This window comes from Fictibacillus sp. WQ 8-8, assembly GCF_024494405.1.
Lineage (GTDB): Bacteria > Bacillota > Bacilli > Bacillales > Fictibacillaceae > Fictibacillus_C > Fictibacillus_C marinisediminis.
In genome coordinates, this window is record NZ_JAMXKG010000019.1 from 1 (window position 1) to 23,198 (window position 23,198).

Here is a 23,198-nt window from a genome sequence, read left to right on the forward strand (position 1 = left end):
TTCCCGAAGTTATCCCCGTCTTACAGGCAGGTTACCCACGTGTTACTCACCCGTCCGCCGCTAACCTCAGAGAGCAAGCTCTCTTTGGTCCGCTCGACTTGCATGTATTAGGCACGCCGCCAGCGTTCATCCTGAGCCAGGATCAAACTCTCCAATAAAGTGTTTGATATAGCTCTTAAAGTTTAAAAATTGATGGGATTATAAAATCCCTGACTTACCTGGCTTTTGTTTGGTTTTCAAAGAACAAGTTTGTGTCGCTCATTTTGGCGACTTTTATACTTTAACATTTTTGCAACCATCATGTCAACGATTATTTTGTTGATATTTTGTTGCTCATCACCGTCTCAGCGGCGACAAGGAATACTATATCACGTATCGCTTTTTAGTGTCAACACTTTATTTGAAAAAAGTGTTTGAATCCTTTTATGCCATGTTATTGGCTCTGTTTTCTTCTGCAGAAACGCGCGCATTCTGCAGGTTCGGCCAGCCTGGCAAAGAGCTTAAAGAGAACCTGGTACCTTTCTTCGATTGCGGATTTTACTATCTTATCCAGCCTGTCATCTTGCAGATCAAACAAAAGCTCTTCCATTTCTTTTTTTAGAAGATATTCGAATTCCTTTGCTTCCCTGCGATTCATCATTAAGCCTATCATTGCGCCACCATAGCTTCCTTTAGTGTTTGTTTTAAGCTATCGTTCCCGCCCCCTTGTTTTCTATGTATATAAATGGCCGTTTCCTGTCTGTGGTCTATCTTGTCCTCACTGGTCATATATATTTCCTTAGGCAGACAGCTCTGGCAAACGAAAAAGAAAAAGGATCAGCTCAATATACAGGATTAGGGGGGACGGTATGAAATTTTTCATGGTGGTTAACGGGAAGAAAGTGAAGCAGTATATGGTCGTTGTGTTTGCTGCCTTCTTTGCCGCTTCACTTGCATTTATGGGACAAGAGCAATTATCTGTTTTTTCATCCAAAGATGGGCCCCGGGCAATCTATAAAGGTGAAGAAAAAGGGAACAAAGTCGCGCTGACGTTTGATATCAGCTGGGGAGACAAGAGAGCTATTCCTATCTTAAACGTACTGAAAAAACAAGGAATCAAAAATTGCACCTTCTTTGTTTCTGCCGCCTGGGCGGAAAGGCATCCTGAAATTATTGAACGAATCGTAAAAGATGGGCACGAAATTGCCAGCCTCGGTTATCAATATAAGAACTATACGGATTGGGAAGTTCCCCGAATTCGAAGAGACATCTTAATCGCACAGGAAAAAATCAAAAAGGTTTCCGGAAAAACAACGACGCTCCTTCGTCCGCCGAATGGCAATTTTGATAAACGGGTCCTTGAAGTCTCAGAAGGTACTCACCATTCTGTTGTGCATTGGAGCATCGATACGAAAGACTGGAAAAATCCCGGAGTCGAAAAGATCGTGCAAAATGCGACTGGTCACGTGAAACCTGGAGATATCCTTCTCCTGCATGCTTCTGACTCAGTCAAGCAGACACATAAAGCCCTGCCAGAAATTATCAGCAAATTAAAATCGGAAGGTTATTCGTTTGTCAGCGTTGGTGAAATGATTGCCAACACTCAGGCACAAAGCCAGGAAGTCCATTAATTCTCACAAAAAAACTTCCGCCTAGACAGCGGAAGTTTTTGATTTTGTTCCTGTATTTTGATTGATGAGCCGGTGCAGCATTAAGATCTGATAAGTATTGCAGGCACCAAGAGCCGCAAATGCCATCCACATGGCACTTGGAGCGTTTGTTTTTAAAACTGGGACCCACTCCATCGTCGTAACGACGATGATGAAAAACAGCGTTGGGACAAATGCTCCCTTGTTGGTTTGCTTTTGTTTAAGATAAGCCACCGCAAACCCTAGAATCAGCACGCCGATTGGAATTAAGCTGTAGGAAGCAAGGCTTTGTCCCGCTTTATGAAACGCGGTATACCGCAGATAAAATAAGTCAAAGAGAACAACAATAATAAGAACGATCTGTACACCATTCCAAAGGGATTGCGATTTAAATATTCCCAAACCGAATCGGTGAACCGTTAAGTACGCAAAAAAGCCCATTTGGCTAAACACACTGAACAATGCGCCAAAACCAACAAGACCGAGTATATAGATAAAAAACTCTTTCACACCTCCGCTTTGCGGAAATTGTGATATCAAACCTGCCACAATAGCGCAGCCAATTCCTAAGAGCAACGTAGTAATAAATAAAAAGACCCAGTTTCTTGACTTCACGTGATTGCCTCCAATCCAAATGTAACCGTTATCGATTGTACCAATCCTACCCCAAAAAAGCCATACTGTTTTCCTATATTTGTTCTGCATAAATCTTCTCAAAACACCCAACCTAAAGGTAAGACCTAATAGAAAGGAGAAGGAGCAGACGTGAAAAAAACGTGGATCCCATGTCTCTTCTGTTTTCTTCTTTTTGCCCTAAGCGCCTGTGCGCAAAATGAAGCACAAGGAAGCAGTTCCCAGAACATCGATTATGATGCAACCAAAAAGATGCTGGTGGATATATTAAAAACAGATGACGGCAAAAAGGCCATTAAAGATGTATTATCTGATGAAAAAATGAAGGAACAGCTATTGCTTGATCAGGCATTAATTAAACAGACGATCGAGAAAGAGCTGTTATCTCCCAAAGGCGAACAATTTTGGAAACAAGCCTTTAAGGATCCTAAATTTGCTGCGGCTTATGCAAAAAGCATGAAGCCAGAACACGAAAAGTTAATGAAAGGTCTAATGAAAGACCCTTCTTATCAGCAACAGATCATGAACATTATGAGAGATCCCAAGATGGGACAAGAACTATTGGACCTTGCCAATTCCCCTCAATACCGAAAAGAAGTAAAGAAAGTCATGATGGAAACCTTCGAAAGCCCGATTGTGCGTGCTCAATTAGCTGAGATGCTGCAAAAAGCTGCACACGACGAAATTGATCAGGCCACCTCCAAAAAAGGACAACAGGGCGCTCAGCAGCAGAATCAGCAAGGCGGCGGAGGCGGCGGAGGCCAATAACCGTTAAAAAACCTCGTACTGGATTTCAGTACGAGGTTTTGTTTTATTTAACCTGATCGATGACCTTTTGTGCGATGTCTTCATAAGCTCTTCCAAGACGATGATCCGCAGCATAGATACTTGGTGCAAAGTCATCTTCGTTAATATCAGGCTGGCCGAGTGGAAGCTGGCCAAGCATTGGGATTCCGAGTTCTTCTGAAAGGCGCTCTCCACCGCCTTTACCGAATACATATTCTTTTTCTCCAGTCAGCTGGCTCTCAAAAAAGGACATATTTTCAATAACACCGATGATCTCATGATCGGTTTTTAATGCCATTGTTCCCGCTCTTGCCGCAACGAAAGCTGCTGTTGCATGCGGAGTGGTAACAATGATTTCTTTGCATTTAGGCAGCATCTTATGAACATCCAGGGCCACATCTCCGGTTCCCGGCGGCAGATCCAGCAAAACGTAGTCCAGTTCTCCCCATTCTACTTCACTGAAGAAATTCATCAGCATCTTGCCGAGCATAGGTCCGCGCCAGATAACAGGTGCATTGTCCTCAACGAAAAAGGCCATGGAAATGACTTTTACACCGAAACGTTCGACCGGCTGTATGGTTTCGCCCACTACTTTCGGCCGTTCTGTGATACCCATCATATCCGGAACACTGAACCCATAAATGTCCGCATCGATCAATCCTACTTTTTTGCCGAGACGGGCAAGAGCAACGGCCAGGTTTACGGATACGGTGGATTTTCCAACTCCGCCTTTACCGCTGGCAATCGCGATAAATTCTGTCTTACTTTCCGGCGCTAGCAAAGACGGTACACCAGGTGCCGCTTTTTGGGCTTCCTGAGCGGGTTTGCGTTCTTCAAACCTCAGGCCGACTGATTCGAATCCAGCACCTTTTAGAATATTAACGATTTCCTGCTGAAGCATCATCTGTTCAGGTGTTCCTGTTTGAGGCAAAGCTACTTTTAAGCTTACGTAGCTTTCCTTTACTTTTATTTCTTGAATCGCCCCTGATTCTGTCAGGCTTTTATGTAAAAAAGGGTCTTGAATATGAGATAAAAGTTCAATTACTTTCTCTTCTGTCATGGTAAAGACACTTCCTTTGCATGTATTCGATTTCATTTTCATATTCAGTATAGCACAAATGGCTTTAATCGTTGACTCATAAGCTAAAAGGTGCAAGCTGAAGGGCTCGCACCTTAATCAGGTATCTTTTCTTTTGTATAATAACGAAGGATGCCTTGGTAAACTGATGCAGAAACCTTATGCTGATAGGACTTGGTTTTAAGCAGCTCCCGCTCGTTCGGATTGGACAAGAAGCCAACTTCGACCAATGTTGCCGGCAGTTTGCTCGTCCGCATCAAATAGATGCCATCAATGGATTTGGCAATCCGGTTGGTATTCTGAAGGTTGCGTTTAAGTTCATTTTGAATAAATTTAGAGGCCGCTTCCCCTTTTTTGTCAGCGGGATTAAAAAATACTTGTGCGCCTCTCCATCGGCTGGAGGGCAAAGCATTTAGATGAATGCTCACATATAAGTCCCCGTTGGATCCATTGATGATTTCTTTTCGTTTTCGTAAATCTTCCCATTTCCGGGCCCGAATTCGCCCAGAGTCTCTACCGCTTAAATCCTTATCTCTTTCCCTCGTCATTATCACGAGAGCCCCGGATTCCTGCAAATAATCCCTCAACTTAAGCGATATATCCAATGAGATGTCCTTTTCCAGCACACCGTCACTGCCGACTGCCCCGCCATCCATTCCGCCGTGTCCTGGATCCAGCACGATTACCTTACCCGATAGCGGCAGGTTCCACGATTTCCAAGACCGGTTTTCCGTAAACTGGTACGTTAAGATAAATAGCAGAAGTGTAAAACCTAAGGCAAAGGCAACTTGCTTTACCCGCTTCTTCATTTTTGCCCCCTAATAAACAGTCATATATGTCTATATATATGGGACAAGACGATGAATATAACTTAATGAAGCTTCATTCTGTATCTTTTCTCTCCGTTCCAGTATCCTTCGAGCCACCAATGCTGGATATACACTTCACAGCACATGTATAGAGATTCCATCATCTGTTCTGTTCCCCAGCACCAGAACTGCCAATATTCAAAGAGGCTGTCCGTCAATTCCTTTTCAGCCTGTTGGCTGCGTTTCTTAATGCCATCCAGCGATTCCCCGTGATACGCAAACCGGCTGTACGCGGCCCCAAGCAAGTAGGCATCAATCGCCAGATCAATGCAGGCGTCTTCAATGTCCTGCTGATACAGCAAAGAATATTGAAAGAAGGGCTGATACAGGCTTTGGAATTCCTTTTTGATCTTTCCTAGCGAAAGATCTCTTAGCACTTTTCTTTCGTACTCCGCTTTTTTCGTACGCTGCTTCTCCCTAAATGTTGTAATTACAATCGCCATCATTTTTCCTCTTCCCGCGCAGATGCGCCAATCACATATCTATATAATTAATGGGTTCACCCTTAACTACATCTTTTGCAAAAGAGTAAAGCATCATCCTGCGTAAATGATGGGAAAAAAGAGATGCTGAATGTTTAGAGACGATAAGCACTGGAGGTCTTTGTCATAAAACGCTTTTTATTTTCTGACAAAGACCGAAGTACACGGGTATCTAGGGGTTGAAGCTGGACGGATCAAAAGCTTAAACGCTTGTTTAACCGTTATTCCTTATCAATCGGAGCCTCCAGCTTGTCTTTATAACAGTCAATATACAGGTTGCCGTTCGTTCCTTTTACCGCATAGTAAACCTCTGACAGGATGAGGTTTTTCTTGTTTAACTCCTCCTGCAGCCATGCTTCCGATAAATTATTCTGCATAAGGTTTTTCGTCAGAACTTGTTTTTCCATAATAAGCTCCACAGGAAACTGTGCGTCATTCTTTTGGGAAGCAATACTCATGTCTTGTTGCGTGAGCATTCTGAATGGCGGCTTTTTTTGAACAGAGATGCCTCCGTTTGTTTCCAGGATAGCATATTGGACCTCATTGATATCAAATACCCCCTTCTCTCTAAGAAGCTGGTTCAGGTTATCAATCGTAAATTTTGCTTTCCCCATGTTTTTTTCCAAAATGGTTCCGTCTTCAATCAGCACTGTCGGTTCTCCCGATATCCACCTGCGCGCCTTTCTGCTTTTTACCGTCCAAAGCAAAATGAGGATGGAGGCAACAAAGAAGGTAATCATCGCGAGTACTGCATGCCATGTCTCGATATTAAGATTAAATGCCAGGTTAGCGGTGATCGACCCAAGAGTGGCAGCAGCTATAAAATGATTCAGTGTCAAATACGACAATGTTTGCTTTCCAAGCAGCCGGGCGATTCCTAAAAACAAAGCAAAAGCCAGCAAGGTCCTCCAAAATACCTCCATTAACTCCGACATCATATCCCTCCTTCAGAAAACTCGGTCTGTTACAGCTATTGTTTACGAGTAGCGAAAGGAACATGAGCTCAAAATGAAGATTTAGTGGCTGAACAACAAAAAAGACCCCCAACCAATTGGTTGAGAGCCTTGAAACGCAAAGATTAACGTTTTGAGAACTGTGGTGCACGACGAGCGCCTTTAAGACCGTATTTCTTACGTTCTTTCATACGAGCGTCACGAGTCAAGAATCCAGCAGACTTAAGGTTGCCGCGGAATTCTGGATCTGCTTGTAGAAGAGCGCGAGAGATACCATGACGGATTGCTCCTGCTTGTCCTGTATATCCTCCACCTTGAACAGTTACAAGAACGTCGTAGTTACCTTCTGTAGCTGTTTCGTTAAGGGGCTGTCTTACGATAAGTTTTAATGTTTCTAAACCGAAATATTCGTCAATGCTGCGACCGTTGATTACGATACGGCCATCACCAGGAACTAAACGTACGCGAGCAACGGAGTGCTTACGACGCCCAGTACCGTAATATTGTACTTGTGCCACGTGAATACCTCCCTTTTATTATCCGCGTAATTCGTATTTTTCTGGCTTTTGTGCTTGGTGTTGGTGCTCAGCTCCAGCATATACGTGAAGCTTTTTGATCATTTGACGGCCAAGGCTGTTCTTAGGAAGCATACCTTTGATCGCTAATTCAAGCATTTGCTCAGAACGAGTTGTACGCATTTCTAATGCAGTTCTTGTGCGAAGTCCACCTGGGTGTCCAGTGTGACGGTAGTAAATCTTGTCACTTAACTTTTTACCTGTTAGATGAATTTTTTCTGCGTTGATTAGGATTACATGATCTCCAGTATCAACATGTGGTGTAAAAGTTGGTTTGTGTTTTCCGCGAAGGATTGCTGCAACTTCACTTGCAAGACGACCTAATGTCTTTCCTTCAGCGTCGATCAATAACCACTTACGTTCTACTTCAGAAGCTTTCGCCATGAATGTCGTACGCATGAATTTTCCCTCCTGTATCTTCATTCGCTAAATCGCTCAATTTTTTTATGAATGCTGTTCAAACTCACAGTAAAATACGGTTCGCTGAACATTTTTGAATTACTAAACATTTCGCCGAATTATCTTCCGGGGCAGGGAGATAATCTTAGAAATACCAAAGAATATCTTATAACATATAAACAACGATGTCAAGTGTGTCGAGAAATTTATAAGGTGATTTTTTAGAAAATCACTAGGTAATTTTTTATAAAATCACTAGGTGATTTTTTAGAATTTTAATAGGTGACGTGATATAAGTATAAACCGTGCGGAGGAGCCGTCTTTCCTGCAGCAATCCGGTTCTTCTCCTGCAGCATCGCTTCGATTTCCTTCGGCTCGATCCTGCCCTGGCCTGCATCAAGAAGAGTGCCAATCATGATTCGGACCATGTTATACAAAAAACCGCTCCCGCTCACTTTAAAAATGATCTCGTCTGTAGACGTGTCCATTTCAAAACGGTAGATGGTACGTATTTTGTCCTCAACAGTGGAACGGGCCGAGGAAAACGATGTAAAGTCGTGTGTTCCCAAGAACATCCTCATGCCCTCTTCCAAGGCGCCACGATTTAGAGAATAAGGAAAATGATACGCATAATGCCGGCGGAAAACATCTGGCTGACTGCAGGTCAATAGCCGATAATGATACTCCTTCTTCTGTGCACTGAAACGCGCATGAAAATCCGGAGCAACAGCTTCCACTTTCGTGATGCGTATATCACTGGGCAGCAGCGCATTCAGGGCTTTCTGCCAACGGTCTCCGGCAATGGCCAACGGGCTGTCAAAGTGACATACCTGCCCAATGGCATGGACTCCTGCATCTGTCCTTCCAGAAGCCGAGATGCGCAGATCCTCGCCTTTATGCATTTTGGCCAGGCTCCGTTCAATCTCACTCTGTACAGTACGGCCCTCCGGCTGCACCTGATAGCCGGCAAACAAGGTGCCATCATAGCTTACGGTAGCTTTCCAGCGCTGCATACATCAAACTCCCTTAAGATTAATGCGTTCGGAATACGAAAAGAACGACGGCCAATGCGAGCAGAATGAGCAGAGAGGCTGTATCCCTGAATCTCCATTCCAGAATGCGCAGCCTCGTCCTGCCCTCTCCCCCTCGGTAACCGCGGGCTTCCATTGCGAGAGCCAGGTCTTCCGCCCGTTTAAAGGATGAGATAAACAAAGGCACCAGCAGCGGAACAAACGCTTTGACGCGCTCTTTTATAGGACCAGTTGTAAACTCTGCACCCCGGGCCATCTGTGCCTTCATGATTTTCTCCGTTTCCTGCAGCAGCGTAGGAATGAAGCGGAGAGAAATGGACATCATGAGGGCAAACTCATGAACGGGCAGCTTTATCTTTTTAAAAGGAGACAGTAAGTATTCAAGTCCATCTGTTATATCGATCGGTGTGGTCGTCAGCGTCAGCAATGATGTGATGACCACGAGATAGACGAGACGAAGTGAGATGAATACCCCTTGCTTTAAGCCGCCTTCATAAATCTTCAGCCATCCCAGGTGGTAGATGACATCGCCTTGCTTCGTCATCACAATGTGCAGGATGAATGTAAAAATGACAATAAGAAAAATGGGTTTAAGCCCTTTATAGATATAACGGAGCGATACCTGGGATGACAGCATAGCACCCGCTGCAAAAATGCCGAGCAGGACATAGGTCAGCCAGTTATTGGCCAGAAAGACCACGAAAATAAACAAAAAGATGCTGAGCAGCTTCGCACGCGGGTCCATCTTGTGGATGACGGAACGGCCAAGAATATACTGCCCAATGATCACGTTATCTAGCATATTGACCCTCCTTTGCCGAAGTCAGCCGCAATGGCTTTAGCTGTTTCTTCAATGGTAAAAGAGGATAGTTTCATTGGATTCTTCGTCAATTCCTGCCACTTGAGCAAAAACTGCACCGTTTCCGGCACATCCAGCCCAACGGCCTGAAGCTCGTCCCGTTTATCAAAGATTTCCGCAGGAGTGCCTTCTAGATAGGTGGATCCTTTATCCATGACAACAATATGGTCCGCATAATACGCAGCATCCTCCATGGAATGCGTAACAAGGATGGTCGTCGTCTTACGCTGATCATGAAGGGCACGGAATAAGTCCATGATCTCTTTGCGCCCCTTTGGATCTAGCCCCGCTGTCGGCTCATCCAGAATCAGCACTTCAGGCTGCATCGCAAGAACACCTGCGATAGCTACCCGCCGCATCTGTCCGCCGCTCAAGTCAAAAGGTGACTTTTGCAGTACCTCATCCGGAAGCCCGACAAGCTTAACCATCTCTCGAGCTGTTTTTCTGGCTGCTTCTTCACTCTGCCCGAAGTTCATCGGACCGAACATGACATCCTTCTCCACCGTTTCATCAAATAACTGATGTTCTGGATATTGAAAGACAATACCTACTCTTTTGCGCAGGGCTTTTAGCTGTTTCTTTTTCTCATTGGCAGCAATCGTCAGGTCCCCAACCTGTATGGTGCCTTCAGATGGCTTTAACAGGCCGTTCAAATGCTGAATGAGCGTCGACTTCCCAGAACCCGTGTGACCGATGACTGCAAGGAATGAGCCCGATGGAATAGATAGATTCACATCCTTTAGTGCAAGCCGCTCAAAAGGCGTTCCAGGCTTGTAGCGATGGGTTAGGTTGTTGATTTTAATGTCCATAATGCACCCACCAATTCTTCCTGTGTTAAATGTTGTTCTTTTAAGCCTATCCCATTTTCCTTAAGCGCTAATCCGAGTTTAAGGGAGAACGGCAGATCCAAGCCGGCATCCAGCAATAACGACTCGTTCTGGAACACTTGTCTCGGACTTCCTGTCGTGAGGATGGAACCTTGTTTCATGACCATGACCCGGTCAGCACGGACCGCTTCCTCCAGATCATGCGTAATGGAGATAACGGTAATCCCTTCTTCCTCGTTCAGTTGTTTCACCGTGTCGATGACTTCTTTCCGGCCCATCGGATCCAGCATGGAAGTCGCTTCATCGAGGATGATGATAGACGGCTTTTGGGCAATGATGCCGGCAATGGCAACACGCTGCTTCTGGCCGCCTGAAAGATGGTGAGGTTCACTTTCAATAAACTCCTGCATCTTTACACGCTGAATGCTTTGTTCAATACGAGAAATCATCTCTTCACGGGGCACACCGAAGTTTTCCAACCCAAACGCCACATCGTCTCTGACACTTGTCCCGACGAACTGGTTATCCGGATTTTGAAAAACGATGCCGACCCGCCTTCTGATCTCCCATAGTTCTTGTTCGTTTGTCGTTGTGTAGTCTTCTACCTTTATCTCTCCTGAAGAAGGCAGAAGCAGTCCGTTGAGCAATTTAGCCAGTGTAGATTTTCCGGACCCGTTATGGCCGACAATCGCCAGCCATTCTCCTTGGTACACCGAGAGGCTTAAATCCGCCAGTGTGGTTTTCTCCTCGCTCGGGTACTGGAAGGAAACGTTATTGACCGATATCAGTTCCTTCACGCTTTTCTCCCCCTCAGCTCAGCTGTCTTGCTCCTTTGAAATGGTGTCAGGCACCGCTTTTCACACTCAGGTGCCTGACACCACCTAAATGGAGTAACTAATACAGACACCCAAAACCCATAAGTAAGTGTAATCCTTCGGAATATCTTCTTTAAGGTTTTGTTGATGGTGCTCAGGCATTTCTTTACCGTGCCAGGCATCATTTCTTTCAGGAAGCATTTTGCCGTGCAAGGCACCTGAAAGTGAACTGCGGTGCCAGGCACTGTTTCTTCGATGCTTACTTTTTTTATTTGGTGAATTTTTCACCAAATAAAAAAAGGGCAAGAAACGATCTTTACGACCCTGTCCCGCCCTTTATTCACTATTAAACTAATTCGATGATGACCATAGGTGCACCGTCACCACGGCGAGGACCGATTTTAGCGATACGAGTGTAACCACCATTACGCTCAGCATAACGAGGTCCAAGGTCACTAAATAGTTTTTGAATTGCCTTTTGTCCTGATTCTTCGTTAGCTACTTCGTTTCGTACGAAACTTGCAGCTTGACGGCGTGCGTGAAGGTCTCCACGCTTACCAAGCGTGATCATCTTTTCAACAAATTTACGTACTTCTTTAGCACGTGCTTCTGTTGTTTCGATACGATCGTTGATAATTAAGTCAGTTGCTAAGTCACGCAGCATTGCGCGGCGAACAGCTGAAACACGACCCAACTTTTGGTATGCCATGTCTATTCCCTCCTTCTGTGCTTTTTGCAGACAGGGGCTGTTTATAAAAACAGTCACCTGTGAAAAAGCAAATTCTAGTCTGTCAGATTAATCGTCAGCACGTAATGAAAGCCCGAGCTCGTCAAGTTTTTCTTGAACTTCTTCAAGAGACTTCTTACCGAGGTTGCGAACTTTCATCATGTCTTCTTCTGATTTATTAGCAAGTTCTTGAACTGTATTAATACCAGCGCGTTTAAGGCAGTTGTAAGAACGCACAGAAAGATCAAGTTCTTCAATCGTCATTTCAAGAACTTTTTCCTTTTGGTCTTCTTCTTTTTCAACCATAATTTCAGCTTTTTGCGCTTGATCGGTTAGTCCGACAAATATATTCAAATGTTCGGTAATGATCTTCGCTCCAAGAGAAACTGCCTCTTCAGGACGGATGCTTCCATCTGTCCAAATGTCAAATGTAAGTTTGTCATAGTTTGTCACTTGTCCAACGCGGGTATTTTCTACCTGGTAGTTCACACGAGAAATTGGTGTGTAAATTGAATCCACCGGAATAACTCCGATTGGAAGATCTTCACTCTTATTGCCTTCCGCCTGAACGTAACCGCGGCCTCTCTTTGCATTCAGCTTCATTTGGAAATGAGCGCCTTCTGCAAGAGTAGCAATATGAAGGTCCGGATTCAAAATTTCCACATCACTGTCATGTGTAATGTCACCAGCTGTAACGACTCCCTCACCCTGTACATCTATTTCCAATGTTTTATCTTCATCAGAATAAATCTTCATCGCAAGCTTTTTCAAGTTAAGGATGATCGTAGTAACGTCTTCTACAACACCTTCAACTGTTGAGAACTCATGCAATACTCCATTAATCTGAATTGATGTAACAGCTGCACCAGGCAGTGAGGATAATAGGATACGACGTAAGGAGTTGCCCAGTGTAGTACCATATCCACGTTCAAGTGGTTCAACAACAAACTTTCCATATGTGGCATCGTCGCTGATTTCAACCGTTTCAATTCTTGGCTTTTCGATTTCGATCATTCAACTAAACCCTCCTTCAAACGTCGAACCTCGACCGGGCAGAACCCAGCCGAAATTCCCCAATGGCATTCCCGACTTAAACAACTAATTAGTGTTCTTCACCAAAACTAATAGTATACATACCCATTATAGACAGGCTATGCATACTTTATACCGAAGAGTGTAACTATTGTTACACGCGGCGGCGTTTTGGAGGACGGCATCCGTTATGAGGAACAGGTGTAACATCGCGAATAGCTGTTACTTCTAAACCTACCGCTTGAAGGGCACGGATTGCAGCTTCACGGCCAGCACCAGGGCCTTTAACAGAAACCTCTAGTGTTTTCATGCCATTTTCCATTGCAGTTTTACCAGCAGTTTCAGCTGCCATTTGCGCTGCGAACGGAGTTGATTTACGAGAACCTTTGAATCCTAAGTGGCCAGATGTAGCCCAAGAGATTGCATTCCCGTGTGTATCAGTAATCGTAATGATCGTGTTGTTGAAAGTCGAACGGATATGCGCGATACCAGTCTCAATATTCTTTTTGACACGACGTTTACGTGTGTTAGTTTTACGTTGCTTAGCCATTAGAGTTTACCTCCTTTACTCTTACTTTTTCTTATTCGCTACTGTACGACGAGGTCCTTTACGAGTACGAGAGTTGTTCTTCGTATTCTGACCGCGAACTGGAAGACCGCGACGGTGGCGGATCCCACGGTAGCTGCCGATTTCAATAAGACGTTTAATGTTAAGAGACACTTCACGGCGAAGGTCACCTTCAACTTTAATTTTGTCGATCGCTTCACGAATTTTGTTTAATTCATCTTCTGTAAGATCACGAACACGAGTTTCTTCAGATACGCCAGCTTCAGCAAGAACTTGTTGTGCTTTAGCTTTCCCGATTCCAAAGATATATGTTAGTGAAATGACAATACGCTTATCGCGTGGAACGTCCACTCCTGCAATACGTGCCATAATTTAGCACCTCCTTGGATTAACCTTGTTTTTGCTTGTGTTTCGGGTTTTCGCAGATCACCATAACAGTACCTCTACGACGAATAACTTTACATTTTTCACAAATGGGTTTGACTGATGGTCTAACCTTCATCTTTTAAACCTCCTTATGTCACGGAGTACGATTTTTTATTTAAAGCGATACGTTATACGACCACGTGATAAGTCATATGGAGACAATTCTACGGTTACTTTATCCCCTGGTAATATACGAATGTAGTGCATACGGATCTTACCAGAAACGTGCGCTAGAATTTTATGTCCATTCTCAAGCTCCACTCGGAACATGGCGTTTGGCAGTGGTTCGATTACCGTACCTTCTACCTCAATTACATCATCTTTAGCCATCGATATGGTCTCCCTTCTTCAGAGCAATGACTTTCTCGTCGGAAAACTTCGCTACTGCGTACCGTAGTTTGCCATTAGTTACACGGCCTGTTTCAAGAATGCTTCTTGCAACTTCCGGAGAAATAAAATCAAGAAGTTCTAAGTGAATCAGGTTTTTACGTTTGGCGCGATCATATTTGCGTTTATCGCCATCGGCTATAAGTACAAAACGATCATCCAGGATATTTACAATGACACCTAATTTCTCAGCGTCTCTTCCCTTTATGATTCGAACCATCTGACCTATTTGCGGTACCGATTCAGAATCGCTAACCATTATATCACCTTCACCTAGATCTTTGTTAAGATTTCGTAACCTTCCTCCGTAATAGCGATGGTATGTTCGAAGTGAGCACACCATTTGCCATCCGTTGTGACAACCGTCCAGTTATCGGATAATGTTCGAACGTAACGAGATCCAGCATTGATCATCGGCTCAACAGCCAATACCATTCCCTTTTTTAGGATCGGCCCTTTGCCGGGCGGTCCGTAATGAGGAATTTGCGGATCTTCATGCAATTCCTGGCCGACTCCATGACCCACGTACTCTCGTACAACAGAGAACCCTTCAGCTTCTGCATATACTTGAATGTCATGAGAAATGTCTGTTAGTCTGGCACCTGCCTTCGCTTTCTCTAATCCTTTGAATAGAGATTGCTCGGTTACATCGAGAAGCTTTTGAGATTCCTCAGAAATCTCTCCAACCCCGTACGTCCAGGCTGAATCCCCATGATAGCCTTTGTATTTCGCCCCAATATCTAAAGAGATAATGTCGCCATGGTTCAATACACGCCTTCCTGGGATTCCGTGTACAAGCTCTTCATTAACGGAAGTACAGATGCTTCCCGTAAATCCATTATAATCCTTGAATGAAGGGATTGCACCCTGGCTGCGAATAAACTTTTCAGCAATGTTATCCAGTTCTTTCGTTGTCACACCAGGTATAATGTGTTTCTTTAACTCTTGGTGAGTTAGGGCAACGATTCTCCCTGCTTCCCGCATGATTTCTATCTCCCGCGGCGTTTTGCAGATAATCATTTTGCCAACCCTCCAATAAGTTTGTTGATATCGTTATACACTTTATTGATTTCCTGATCGCCATCAATGTTCTTGAGGTAACCTTTTTCTTTATAGAAATCAAGCAAAGGTTTGGATTGCTCCATGTTTACTTCCAAGCGGGTACGAACAGTCTCTTCGTTATCATCTTTGCGTTGAATTAATTCAGTGCCGTCCTTGTCACATTTTCCATCCACTTTAGGCGGATTGAAAATCACATGATAAGTGGCTCCGCATTCCGGGCAAACCCGGCGACCAGTCAACCGCTGCATCAATTTATCTGTATCAACAGAAATATTGAGTACATAATCAATCTGGCGTTCCAAATCGCGAAGAATTTCCTCAAGCGCTTCAGCTTGAGCAACAGTACGAGGGAAACCATCAAGCAGGAATCCTTTTTCACAGTCATCTTTGGCAAGACGTTCACGGACAATTCCGATCGTTACATCATCCGGAACCAAGTTGCCGGAATCCATATATGACTTTGCCTTCAGACCGAGAGGAGTACCTTCTTTTATCGCTGCGCGAAACATATCTCCAGTAGAAATATGAGGAATTCCGTACTGTTCAACAATTTGTTCTGCCTGTGTCCCTTTACCGGCACCAGGCAATCCCATTAATACAAGATACATCTAATCCCTCCATACGTCACTAATCTAGTCAATAGACTGAGGGTTTGGGAAGAAAAGGCTCTTCCCTTTCCTCTACTTAATGAAGCCTTTGTAATGCCGTTTGATCAACTGGCTTTCAATCTGCTTCATCGTGTCTAATGCCACACCTACAACAATCAGTATGCTCGTTCCGCCGATTCGGATAGAAGGCGGAAGGTTAAGCCCTGGAATTGCTGTAAAGATTACCGGGAGAATAGCGATCAACGCAAGGAATAGAGATCCTACAAAAGTTAATCGATATAAAATTTTCGTAATATACGCCTGAGTGTTAGCTCCTGGACGAATGCCGGGAATATAACCGCCCTGTTTCTTCAAGTTGTCTGCCATTTGTTCTGGGTTGACTTGAATGAAAGTATAGAAGTACGAAAATCCAATAATTAAAAGCGCATATATAATCATTCCGACTGGCTGGGTGTAGTCAAACGTATTGACAATCCATTTGGTCACACTGTTTTGCTCGAAAAAGCCGGCAACCGTACGCGGAGTGATAATCAAGGAAATCGAAAAGATAACCGGGATAACTCCTGCTGCATTGACTTTGATCGGCAAGTGCGTGGATTGACCGCCAACAGGCTTATTTCCGACGACTCGTTTTGCATACTGAATCGGGATTTTACGCAAACCTTGTTGAATAAAGATAACGCCGACAACAACTAAGATAATAGCGATCAGTAACAGAAGTACAGTTACAATATGCATAAACAGCTGATCGTTTGCGCCTTTGAATTGCGCTGCATATATCTGGTTAACTGCTGTAGGAATAGCTGCGACAATCCCCGCGAAAATGAGAACGGAAATCCCATTTCCAATTCCCTTAAGGGTAATCTGCTCACCTAACCACATCAAGAAGGCAGTTCCTGCAGTCAATACTAACGCAATAAACAAATACGTCATGATTCCCGGATCTGAGATCAGCCCAGGGAACAGGTTGTTAAAACCTATTGACATCCCTACAGCTTGGATAAAGCCGAGGACAATCGTTCCGTACCTGGTGAACTGAGCCAGCTTGCGTCGGCCCACTTCCCCTTGTTTACTCCACTCCGTAAATTTAGGAACCACATCCATCTGAAGCAGCTGAACAATGATTGATGCTGTAATGTATGGCATGATACCCATTGCAAAGATGGAGAAGTTTTTTAATGCTCCACCACCGAACGTGTTCAAGAATCCAAAAATACTTGCGTTATTTTCAGTGCCAAACTGGAGAACTTCGCGATTCACACCTGGAACAGGAATAAATGTTCCGATCCTGAAAACGATCAGCATCAAGAGTGTAAAAAGAATCTTGTTTCTCAGATCACCCACACGCATAATGTTGGAGATTGTCCGGAACATTAGATCACCTCAGTTTTTCCGCCGGCTGCTTCAATAGCTTCTTTAGCAGAAGCAGAGAATTTGTGGGCCTTAACTGTAAGCTTAACTCCTAACTTGCCATTTCCTAGAACTTTAATGCCGCTATTTTCTTTGCTTACTACGCCAGTTTCGATAAGAAGTTCTGGAGTTACCTCTGTTCCTTCTTCAAAACGAGCAAGTTTTTCAAGATTAACAATTGAGTACTCTTTACGAGTTGGGTTTGTGAATCCACGTTTAGGCAAACGACGTGCTAATGGATTTTGTCCACCCTCAAATCCCGGACGAACTCCTCCACCAGAACGAGCCTTTTGTCCTTTGTGACCACGTCCACTGGTTTTACCATTTCCTGATCCGATACCGCGTCCTACACGGTTGCGTGTTGAACGGGATCCTTCAGCTGGTTTCAACTCATGAAGTTTCATCTGAGCACCTCCTCATGATTTATTTATCGTTTTACGCGTCGATTTCAGTAACAGTTAAAAGGTGAGATACCTTGTTAACCATTCCACGGATTGCTGCGTTATCTTCGTGAACAACCGTTTGATGCATTTTTCTAAGACCTAGAGTCTTAACAGTTACACGCTGATTCTCAGGACGACCGATAACACTGCGTGTGAGGGTGATTTCTAATTTCTTAGCCATCTACTATTCCCTCCTTAACCTAAAAGCTCTTCTACTGATTTGCCGCGAAGTTTCGCAACGTCCTCAGCGCGTTTAAGATTTCTTAATCCTTCGATCGTAGCACGCACCATGTTGATCGGGTTGTTAGATCCAAGAGATTTAGAAAGAATATCGCCAACACCAGCAAGTTCTAGTACCGCACGGACAGGTCCGCCCGCGATAACTCCAGTACCCTCAGAAGCAGGCTTAAGCAATACTTTTCCCGCGCCAAATTGTCCTGTAATTTGGTGAGGGATCGTTGTACGAACAACTGGTACTGTAATAAGATTTTTCTTTGCGTCTTCAATTGCTTTACGGATAGCATCTGGTACTTCTTGTGCTTTACCAGTACCAAATCCGACATGACCATTTTTGTCACCAACGACAACGACTGCAGCAAAGCGGAAACGACGTCCACCTTTTACAACCTTCGCTACACGGTTGACCGTTACGACACGTTCTTCAAGTTCAAGTTTATTAGGGTCGATACGCATCAGTTTCCCTCCTTCTATTAAAATTCTAACCCAGCCTCACGGGCTGCATCAGCTAATGCTTTTACACGTCCATGATATAGATATCCGCCACGGTCGAATACTACTACTTTAACGCCTTTTTCTGCACCGCGTTTAGCAATGGCTTCGCCAATTGCCTTAGCAGCTTCAACGTTACCGCCGTTTTTAACATCAACGCCTTTATCTAATGAAGAGGCAGATGCGATTGTAACTCCGTTTTGATCATCGATCAGTTGAGCATAAATATGCTTGGTAGAACGGAATACGTTCAAACGAGGACGTTGTGCTGTTCCGATTACAGAGCGGCGAACACGAGCATGTCTTTTTTTACGAGCGACATTTTTATCCGCTTTAGTGATCATCCTATGCACTCCTTTCCGCTAACTTCTTAACGGCCTTATTTACCAGTCTTACCTTCTTTGCGTCGTACAAACTCACCTTCATAACGGATACCTTTACCTTTGTAAGGCTCAGGAGCACGTACTGAACGGATGTTTGCTGCGATTTCGCCAACGCGTTCTTTATCGATACCTTTAACAATTACTTTCGTGTTAGAAGGAACATCAATGTCAATTCCTTTTTCAGGAACGATTTCTACTGGATGAGAGTATCCAACGTTAAGGATAAGTTTGTTACCAGACTTAGAAGCACGGTAACCTACACCAATGATATCTAGTGCTCTTTCATATCCAGTTGTAACACCAACAACCATGTTGTTAAGTACGCTTCTAGTTGTTCCGTGTAAAGCACGATGTTCTTTGTGATCGCTCGGGCGCTCAAAAGTGATTGTGCTTTCAGCCACATTGATTTTAATATCGTTGTGGAATTTACGAGTTAGTTCACCCTTAGGACCTTTAACAGTGACAAGGTTGTTCTCCTTCAAATCAACTGTTACGCCGCTTGGGATTTCAACAGGTTTATTACCTATGCGAGACATAATGACACCTCCATTCGCTGCTTAATTTTTACCAAACGTATGCTAATACTTCGCCGCCGACTTGTTGCTGGCGAGCTTCTTTGTCAGTTAGAACGCCTTTAGAAGTCGATACTAGTGCAATCCCTAATCCTCCAAGTACTCGTGGAAGTTCAGTTGATTTTGCATAAACACGTAGTCCAGGCTTACTGATACGTTTAAGACCAGTAATTACACGTTCATTGTTAGAACCGTATTTAAGGAAGATGCGAATCATCCCTTGTTTATTATCTTCAATGTATTCCACATCACGTACAAAGCCTTCACGCTTGAGGATTTCTGCGATTTCTTTCTTAATCGTTGAGCCAGGAACCTCTAATTTATCGTGACGAACAGTGTTAGCGTTGCGAATACGAGTAAGCATATCTGCAATTGGATCTGTCATGACCATTGATATTTACCTCCTTCCCTTTGTTCAGGGTATTACCAGCTGGCTTTTTTAACACCAGGAATTTGACCTTTATAAGCAAGTTCTCTAAAGCAAATACGGCATAGTTTAAACTTGCGGATTACTGAATGAGGACGCCCGCATCGTTCACAGCGAGTGTATTCCTGCACTTTGAACTTTTGCTGGCGTTGTTGCTTAGCAATCATAGATTTCTTTGCCACGGGTTTACCTCCTTTGGCTAAAAGATTATTTTTGGAAAGGCATTCCTACTTGAGTCAATAGCTCACGTGCCTCTTCGTCCGTGTTGGCAGTCGTTACGATAACGATGTCCATACCGCGAACTTTGTTAACTTTATCATAATCGATCTCCGGGAAGATCAATTGTTCTTTTACACCAAGAGTGTAGTTACCACGGCCATCAAAAGCTTTCTTTGAAATACCACGGAAGTCACGTACACGTGGAAGTGTAACAGAGATTAGTTTGTCTAAGAAATCAAACATGCGGTCTCCGCGAAGAGTTACTTTTGTACCGATCGGCATCCCTTCACGAAGCTTGAAGCCTGCGATAGATTTCTTAGCACGAGTGATTACTGGCTTTTGACCAGCGATAGCTGTTAGCTCTTCAACTGCTGTGTCCAATACTTTAGAGTTGGAAACTGCGTCACCAACACCCATGTTGATTACGATTTTTTCGATCTTTGGAACTTCCATTACAGAAGTGTAGTTAAACTTCTCTACTAGAGAAGGAACAATCTCACTTTTATAACGCTCTTGTAGACGGTTCATCAAGATGCCCTCCTTTCACTGCTATTATTTATCTAAAAATTCACCTGATTTAGCTACACGAACTTTTTTACCATCGACTTCTTTGTGACCTACACGGGTAGGAGCACCAGTCTTTGGATCAAGAGGCATTACGTTAGAAACGTGAACCGGAGCTTCTTGGCTTACGATTCCACCTTGTGGATTAGCCTGAGACGGTTTCGCGTGTTTCTTAACGATATTAACGCCTTCTACAAGGACACGATTTTGTTTCGGATAAGCTTCAAGAATTACTCCTTGTTTGCCTTTATCCTTACCAGAAATCACTTGTACTTTATCGCCTTTTTTTACATGCATTGGCATGAGCGTGTTGCACCTCCTTACAAGCCTACTTTTTGAGCCTTGCATTCTATTGATAATTAAAGTACTTCTGGAGCAAGTGATACGATCTTCATGAATTGTTTGTCACGAAGTTCACGTGCAACTGGTCCAAAAATACGAGTACCACGAGGACCCTTGTCATCACGAACGATTACTGCTGCGTTTTCGTCAAAACGGATGGAAGATCCATCGTTACGGCGCATTCCGCGTTTCGTACGAACAACAACCGCTTTAACGACATCACCTTTCTTAACAACGCCGCCTGGTGTTGCGGATTTTACAGAACAGACGATGATGTCACCAACGTTTGCGTATTTACGTCCAGAACCACCAAGAACTTTAATACAAAGTAACTCACGAGCACCTGAGTTGTCAGCTACTTTTAAACGAGTCTCTTGTTGAATCATGCGAATTGACCTCCTTTCGGATACATTTTCGATCCGAACATATATTAAATAACTACTGCTACTTCAACCACTTCTACTAAACGGAAACGTTTGTCTTTAGAAAGCGGACGAGTTTCCATGATTCTTACCATATCATTTACTCTTGCAGTGTTGTTTTCATCATGAGCTTTAAATTTCTTAGAGTACTTAACACGCTTGTTATATAAAGGGTGTTTTTTGTAAGTCTCTACAAGCACAGTGATTGTTTTGTCCATCTTGTCAGATACAACACGGCCAACATAAACTTTACGCTGGTTACGTTCACTCATTGTGCGAACCTCCTCTCAATGTTAAGCGTTAGTAATCCCTAGCTCTCTTTCACGTAAAACAGTTTTTGCACGGGCAATTGCTTTACGAACTTCACGAATGCGGGCAGGGTTTTCTAATTGACCTGTAGCTAGTTGAAAGCGAAGATTGAAAAGCTCTTCTTTCAAAGACTTAGCGTTTTGTTCAATTTCAGCAGTGGTCAAGTTACGGATATCATTAGCCTTCATTAGTGTCACCACCCACTTCTTCGCGTTTTACAAATTTACATTTCACAGGAAGCTTGTGTGCAGCAAGACGAAGTGCTTCGCGAGCTACTTCTTCGGATACACCAGCGATTTCAAACATGATTTTTCCTGGTTTTACTACAGCAACCCAACCTTCAGGCGCCCCTTTACCAGAACCCATTCGGACTTCTAGAGGTTTAGCTGTATAAGGTTTAGATGGGAAAATTTTAATCCATACTTTACCGCCACGCTTCATGTAACGAGTCATCGCGATACGAGCTGCTTCGATCTGGCGGTTTGTGATCCAAGATGCTTCAACAGCTTGCAAACCATATTCGCCGAATGCTATTTCAGCTCCGCCTTTTGCACGTCCGCGCATTTTCCCGCGGTGTTCACGGCGGTATTTAACACGTTTTGGCAATAACATAATTATTTGCCTCCTTCCGCTTTTTTCGTTCCTCTTGTTGGAAGGACTTCCCCACGGTAGATCCAGATTTTAACGCCGATTTTACCGTAAGTTGTGTCTGCTTCTGCAGTTCCGTAGTCGATGTCTGCACGAAGGGTATGAAGAGGAACAGTTCCTTCACTGTAAGATTCTGAACGAGCGATATCTGCTCCACCAAGACGTCCTGATACTTCTGTCTTGATTCCTTTTGCTCCAGCACGCATAGAACGTTGGATCGATTGCTTCATTGCACGACGGAAAGACACACGGTTTTCCAATTGACGAGCAATATTTTCAGCAACAAGCTTAGCATCAACATCAGCTTGCTTGATTTCAAAGATGTTTACATGTACTCGCTTGCCAGTTAGTTCGTTAAGTGCTTTACGAAGTGCTTCGACTTCAGTACCACCCTTACCGATAACCATACCAGGCTTAGCAGTTTTGATCGTGATGTTTACGCGGTTAGCTGCACGTTCGATTTCAACGCCGGATACAGCCGCGTCTTTTAAACGCTTTTCGATATAATTACGAATTTTAAGATCTTCGTGTAATAGATCAGCATAGTCTTTGTCAGCGTACCACTTTGACTCCCAGTCACGGATGACGCCAATACGTAGTCCTATCGGATTTACTTTTTGACCCACGTCTTATCCCTCCTTCTTTTCAGAAACAACGATAGTGATGTGGCTAGTACGCTTGTTAATACGGCTTGCACGTCCCATTGCACGAGGACGGAAACGTTTTAACGTAATGCCTTCATCTACGAATGCAGATGATACCACAAGGTTGTTTGGTTCCATTTCATAGTTGTGTTCCGCGTTTGCGATAGCAGACTTTAACACCTTTTCAATCACTGGAGAAGCAGCTTTTGGTGTTAGGCGTAAGATCGCAAGTGCTTCGCCTACTTGCTTACCTCGAATCAGATCGATAACAATTCTAGCCTTACGAGGAGCAATACGCACTTGTTTAGCAACAGCTTTTGCTTGCATTTTGTGTACCTCCC

At 43.9% G+C, this 23,198-nt stretch carries 39 protein-coding genes and 1 rRNA gene; 2 read left to right on the forward strand and 38 right to left on the reverse strand.

The window, feature by feature from the left end; translation table 11 throughout:
• Both M1K46_RS22795 and M1K46_RS22800 read right to left on the reverse strand, forming a co-directional pair.
• Window positions 1–158, reverse strand: a 16S ribosomal RNA gene (locus tag M1K46_RS22795); the annotation flags it as partial.
• A gap of 275 nt (window positions 159–433) precedes the next feature.
• Entirely contained in the window at window positions 434–652 is a 219-nt protein-coding gene (locus tag M1K46_RS22800; RefSeq protein ID WP_062240286.1) for a hypothetical protein, read from the reverse strand.
• Window positions 653–848: 196 nt separating this feature from the next.
• Here M1K46_RS22800 and pdaB point away from each other — a divergent pair, with 196 nt between their 5' ends.
• Entirely contained in the window at window positions 849–1,610 is a 762-nt protein-coding gene (pdaB, locus tag M1K46_RS22805) for a polysaccharide deacetylase family sporulation protein PdaB (protein ID WP_062240283.1), read from the forward strand.
• A 21-nt stretch (window positions 1,611–1,631) separates the two neighbouring features.
• On the opposite strand, the gene M1K46_RS22810 is transcribed toward pdaB, so the two are convergent.
• Complete coding sequence (locus M1K46_RS22810) at window positions 1,632–2,243, reverse strand: KinB-signaling pathway activation protein (RefSeq protein WP_053356161.1); 612 nt, start codon at window positions 2,241–2,243, stop codon at window positions 1,632–1,634.
• 150 nt (window positions 2,244–2,393) lie between these two features.
• Between M1K46_RS22810 and gerD the strand changes: the two genes are divergently transcribed.
• Window positions 2,394–3,029 (forward strand): spore germination lipoprotein GerD, encoded by a 636-nt coding sequence (gene gerD, locus M1K46_RS22815; protein WP_256227834.1) that lies wholly within the window; start codon window positions 2,394–2,396, stop codon window positions 3,027–3,029.
• Between the two features lie 43 nt (window positions 3,030–3,072).
• Here gerD and M1K46_RS22820 read toward each other — a convergent pair whose 3' ends face one another.
• From M1K46_RS22820 to rplV, 35 genes are all read right to left on the reverse strand, one after another.
• Window positions 3,073–4,107: a P-loop NTPase gene (locus M1K46_RS22820; RefSeq protein WP_248251092.1), complete on the reverse strand. Its 1,035-nt coding sequence runs from the start codon at window positions 4,105–4,107 to the stop codon at window positions 3,073–3,075.
• A gap of 113 nt (window positions 4,108–4,220) precedes the next feature.
• Window positions 4,221–4,934 carry an N-acetylmuramoyl-L-alanine amidase CwlD gene (gene cwlD / locus M1K46_RS22825; RefSeq protein WP_062240271.1) on the reverse strand — a complete coding sequence of 238 codons (714 nt, stop codon included), beginning with the start codon at window positions 4,932–4,934 and terminating at the stop codon, window positions 4,221–4,223.
• 62 nt (window positions 4,935–4,996) lie between these two features.
• The gene (locus M1K46_RS22830; RefSeq protein WP_053356165.1) at window positions 4,997–5,437 is read right to left on the reverse strand and encodes a DUF2521 family protein; all 441 of its coding nucleotides are present in this window, start codon (window positions 5,435–5,437) and stop codon (window positions 4,997–4,999) included.
• Between the two features lie 260 nt (window positions 5,438–5,697).
• Entirely contained in the window at window positions 5,698–6,411 is a 714-nt protein-coding gene (locus M1K46_RS22835; protein ID WP_256227835.1) for a DUF421 domain-containing protein, read from the reverse strand.
• 143 nt (window positions 6,412–6,554) lie between these two features.
• Complete coding sequence (gene rpsI / locus M1K46_RS22840; RefSeq protein ID WP_053356167.1) at window positions 6,555–6,947, reverse strand: 30S ribosomal protein S9; 393 nt, start codon at window positions 6,945–6,947, stop codon at window positions 6,555–6,557.
• Window positions 6,948–6,965: 18 nt separating this feature from the next.
• On the reverse strand, window positions 6,966–7,403 hold the full coding sequence (gene rplM, locus M1K46_RS22845) for a 50S ribosomal protein L13 (protein ID WP_007203517.1): 438 nt from the start codon (window positions 7,401–7,403) through the stop codon (window positions 6,966–6,968).
• A gap of 275 nt (window positions 7,404–7,678) precedes the next feature.
• The gene (gene truA, locus M1K46_RS22850) at window positions 7,679–8,416 is read right to left on the reverse strand and encodes a tRNA pseudouridine(38-40) synthase TruA (protein WP_256227836.1); all 738 of its coding nucleotides are present in this window, start codon (window positions 8,414–8,416) and stop codon (window positions 7,679–7,681) included.
• 19 nt (window positions 8,417–8,435) lie between these two features.
• Entirely contained in the window at window positions 8,436–9,236 is an 801-nt protein-coding gene (locus M1K46_RS22855) for an energy-coupling factor transporter transmembrane component T family protein (RefSeq protein WP_256227837.1), read from the reverse strand.
• A complete protein-coding gene (locus M1K46_RS22860) occupies window positions 9,230–10,102 on the reverse strand; it encodes an energy-coupling factor ABC transporter ATP-binding protein (RefSeq protein ID WP_062240259.1) in 873 nt (290 codons plus the stop codon). Before M1K46_RS22860 ends, M1K46_RS22855 begins: the two co-directional genes overlap by 7 nt.
• Window positions 10,078–10,917 carry an energy-coupling factor ABC transporter ATP-binding protein gene (locus M1K46_RS22865; protein WP_062240257.1) on the reverse strand — a complete coding sequence of 280 codons (840 nt, stop codon included), beginning with the start codon at window positions 10,915–10,917 and terminating at the stop codon, window positions 10,078–10,080. Before M1K46_RS22865 ends, M1K46_RS22860 begins: the two co-directional genes overlap by 25 nt.
• A 364-nt stretch (window positions 10,918–11,281) precedes the next feature.
• The gene (gene rplQ / locus M1K46_RS22870; protein ID WP_053356173.1) at window positions 11,282–11,644 is read right to left on the reverse strand and encodes a 50S ribosomal protein L17; all 363 of its coding nucleotides are present in this window, start codon (window positions 11,642–11,644) and stop codon (window positions 11,282–11,284) included.
• Between the two features lie 87 nt (window positions 11,645–11,731).
• Window positions 11,732–12,676, reverse strand: a complete 945-nt coding sequence (locus tag M1K46_RS22875) for a DNA-directed RNA polymerase subunit alpha (protein WP_053356174.1) — start codon at window positions 12,674–12,676, stop codon at window positions 11,732–11,734.
• A gap of 172 nt (window positions 12,677–12,848) precedes the next feature.
• A complete protein-coding gene (gene rpsK / locus M1K46_RS22880; protein WP_053356175.1) occupies window positions 12,849–13,244 on the reverse strand; it encodes a 30S ribosomal protein S11 in 396 nt (131 codons plus the stop codon).
• Window positions 13,245–13,265: 21 nt separating this feature from the next.
• On the reverse strand, window positions 13,266–13,631 hold the full coding sequence (gene rpsM, locus M1K46_RS22885; RefSeq protein ID WP_053356176.1) for a 30S ribosomal protein S13: 366 nt from the start codon (window positions 13,629–13,631) through the stop codon (window positions 13,266–13,268).
• A gap of 19 nt (window positions 13,632–13,650) precedes the next feature.
• Complete coding sequence (gene rpmJ / locus M1K46_RS22890) at window positions 13,651–13,764, reverse strand: 50S ribosomal protein L36 (RefSeq protein WP_007203526.1); 114 nt, start codon at window positions 13,762–13,764, stop codon at window positions 13,651–13,653.
• 35 nt (window positions 13,765–13,799) lie between these two features.
• Window positions 13,800–14,018 carry a translation initiation factor IF-1 gene (infA, locus tag M1K46_RS22895; protein WP_007203527.1) on the reverse strand — a complete coding sequence of 73 codons (219 nt, stop codon included), beginning with the start codon at window positions 14,016–14,018 and terminating at the stop codon, window positions 13,800–13,802.
• Entirely contained in the window at window positions 14,011–14,334 is a 324-nt protein-coding gene (locus tag M1K46_RS22900) for a KOW domain-containing RNA-binding protein (protein ID WP_053356177.1), read from the reverse strand. Before M1K46_RS22900 ends, infA begins: the two co-directional genes overlap by 8 nt.
• 14 nt (window positions 14,335–14,348) lie before the next feature.
• Complete coding sequence (map, locus tag M1K46_RS22905; RefSeq protein WP_062240250.1) at window positions 14,349–15,095, reverse strand: type I methionyl aminopeptidase; 747 nt, start codon at window positions 15,093–15,095, stop codon at window positions 14,349–14,351.
• Window positions 15,092–15,745, reverse strand: coding sequence for an adenylate kinase (locus M1K46_RS22910; RefSeq protein WP_053356179.1), 654 nt, complete (start codon window positions 15,743–15,745; stop codon window positions 15,092–15,094). Before M1K46_RS22910 ends, map begins: the two co-directional genes overlap by 4 nt.
• A gap of 72 nt (window positions 15,746–15,817) precedes the next feature.
• Window positions 15,818–17,119 (reverse strand): preprotein translocase subunit SecY, encoded by a 1,302-nt coding sequence (gene secY / locus M1K46_RS22915; RefSeq protein WP_062240248.1) that lies wholly within the window; start codon window positions 17,117–17,119, stop codon window positions 15,818–15,820.
• Entirely contained in the window at window positions 17,119–17,559 is a 441-nt protein-coding gene (gene rplO, locus M1K46_RS22920; RefSeq protein WP_053356181.1) for a 50S ribosomal protein L15, read from the reverse strand. Before rplO ends, secY begins: the two co-directional genes overlap by 1 nt.
• A gap of 31 nt (window positions 17,560–17,590) precedes the next feature.
• Complete coding sequence (gene rpmD, locus M1K46_RS22925; RefSeq protein ID WP_053356182.1) at window positions 17,591–17,779, reverse strand: 50S ribosomal protein L30; 189 nt, start codon at window positions 17,777–17,779, stop codon at window positions 17,591–17,593.
• 14 nt (window positions 17,780–17,793) lie between these two features.
• Complete coding sequence (gene rpsE, locus M1K46_RS22930; RefSeq protein ID WP_082316075.1) at window positions 17,794–18,294, reverse strand: 30S ribosomal protein S5; 501 nt, start codon at window positions 18,292–18,294, stop codon at window positions 17,794–17,796.
• A 14-nt stretch (window positions 18,295–18,308) separates the two neighbouring features.
• Complete coding sequence (gene rplR, locus M1K46_RS22935; protein ID WP_053356184.1) at window positions 18,309–18,671, reverse strand: 50S ribosomal protein L18; 363 nt, start codon at window positions 18,669–18,671, stop codon at window positions 18,309–18,311.
• 35 nt (window positions 18,672–18,706) lie between these two features.
• Window positions 18,707–19,246 carry a 50S ribosomal protein L6 gene (gene rplF / locus M1K46_RS22940; protein WP_053356185.1) on the reverse strand — a complete coding sequence of 180 codons (540 nt, stop codon included), beginning with the start codon at window positions 19,244–19,246 and terminating at the stop codon, window positions 18,707–18,709.
• A 28-nt stretch (window positions 19,247–19,274) separates the two neighbouring features.
• Window positions 19,275–19,673: a 30S ribosomal protein S8 gene (gene rpsH / locus M1K46_RS22945; RefSeq protein ID WP_053356186.1), complete on the reverse strand. Its 399-nt coding sequence runs from the start codon at window positions 19,671–19,673 to the stop codon at window positions 19,275–19,277.
• 32 nt (window positions 19,674–19,705) lie between these two features.
• The gene (rpsN, locus tag M1K46_RS22950) at window positions 19,706–19,891 is read right to left on the reverse strand and encodes a 30S ribosomal protein S14 (RefSeq protein WP_007203538.1); all 186 of its coding nucleotides are present in this window, start codon (window positions 19,889–19,891) and stop codon (window positions 19,706–19,708) included.
• Window positions 19,892–19,916: 25 nt separating this feature from the next.
• Window positions 19,917–20,456: a 50S ribosomal protein L5 gene (gene rplE / locus M1K46_RS22955; RefSeq protein ID WP_053356187.1), complete on the reverse strand. Its 540-nt coding sequence runs from the start codon at window positions 20,454–20,456 to the stop codon at window positions 19,917–19,919.
• Between the two features lie 24 nt (window positions 20,457–20,480).
• Window positions 20,481–20,789 (reverse strand): 50S ribosomal protein L24, encoded by a 309-nt coding sequence (rplX, locus tag M1K46_RS22960; protein ID WP_062240289.1) that lies wholly within the window; start codon window positions 20,787–20,789, stop codon window positions 20,481–20,483.
• A gap of 62 nt (window positions 20,790–20,851) precedes the next feature.
• On the reverse strand, window positions 20,852–21,220 hold the full coding sequence (rplN, locus tag M1K46_RS22965) for a 50S ribosomal protein L14 (protein WP_053356188.1): 369 nt from the start codon (window positions 21,218–21,220) through the stop codon (window positions 20,852–20,854).
• A 44-nt stretch (window positions 21,221–21,264) separates the two neighbouring features.
• Window positions 21,265–21,528 carry a 30S ribosomal protein S17 gene (gene rpsQ / locus M1K46_RS22970; RefSeq protein WP_053356189.1) on the reverse strand — a complete coding sequence of 88 codons (264 nt, stop codon included), beginning with the start codon at window positions 21,526–21,528 and terminating at the stop codon, window positions 21,265–21,267.
• Between the two features lie 21 nt (window positions 21,529–21,549).
• Window positions 21,550–21,753, reverse strand: coding sequence for a 50S ribosomal protein L29 (rpmC, locus tag M1K46_RS22975; RefSeq protein ID WP_053356190.1), 204 nt, complete (start codon window positions 21,751–21,753; stop codon window positions 21,550–21,552).
• Window positions 21,743–22,177, reverse strand: coding sequence for a 50S ribosomal protein L16 (gene rplP, locus M1K46_RS22980; RefSeq protein WP_062240243.1), 435 nt, complete (start codon window positions 22,175–22,177; stop codon window positions 21,743–21,745). Before rplP ends, rpmC begins: the two co-directional genes overlap by 11 nt.
• A gap of 2 nt (window positions 22,178–22,179) precedes the next feature.
• A complete protein-coding gene (gene rpsC / locus M1K46_RS22985; RefSeq protein WP_062240240.1) occupies window positions 22,180–22,839 on the reverse strand; it encodes a 30S ribosomal protein S3 in 660 nt (219 codons plus the stop codon).
• Between the two features lie 3 nt (window positions 22,840–22,842).
• On the reverse strand, window positions 22,843–23,184 hold the full coding sequence (gene rplV / locus M1K46_RS22990) for a 50S ribosomal protein L22 (protein ID WP_007203546.1): 342 nt from the start codon (window positions 23,182–23,184) through the stop codon (window positions 22,843–22,845).
• Between the last annotated feature and the right edge of the window lie 14 nt (window positions 23,185–23,198).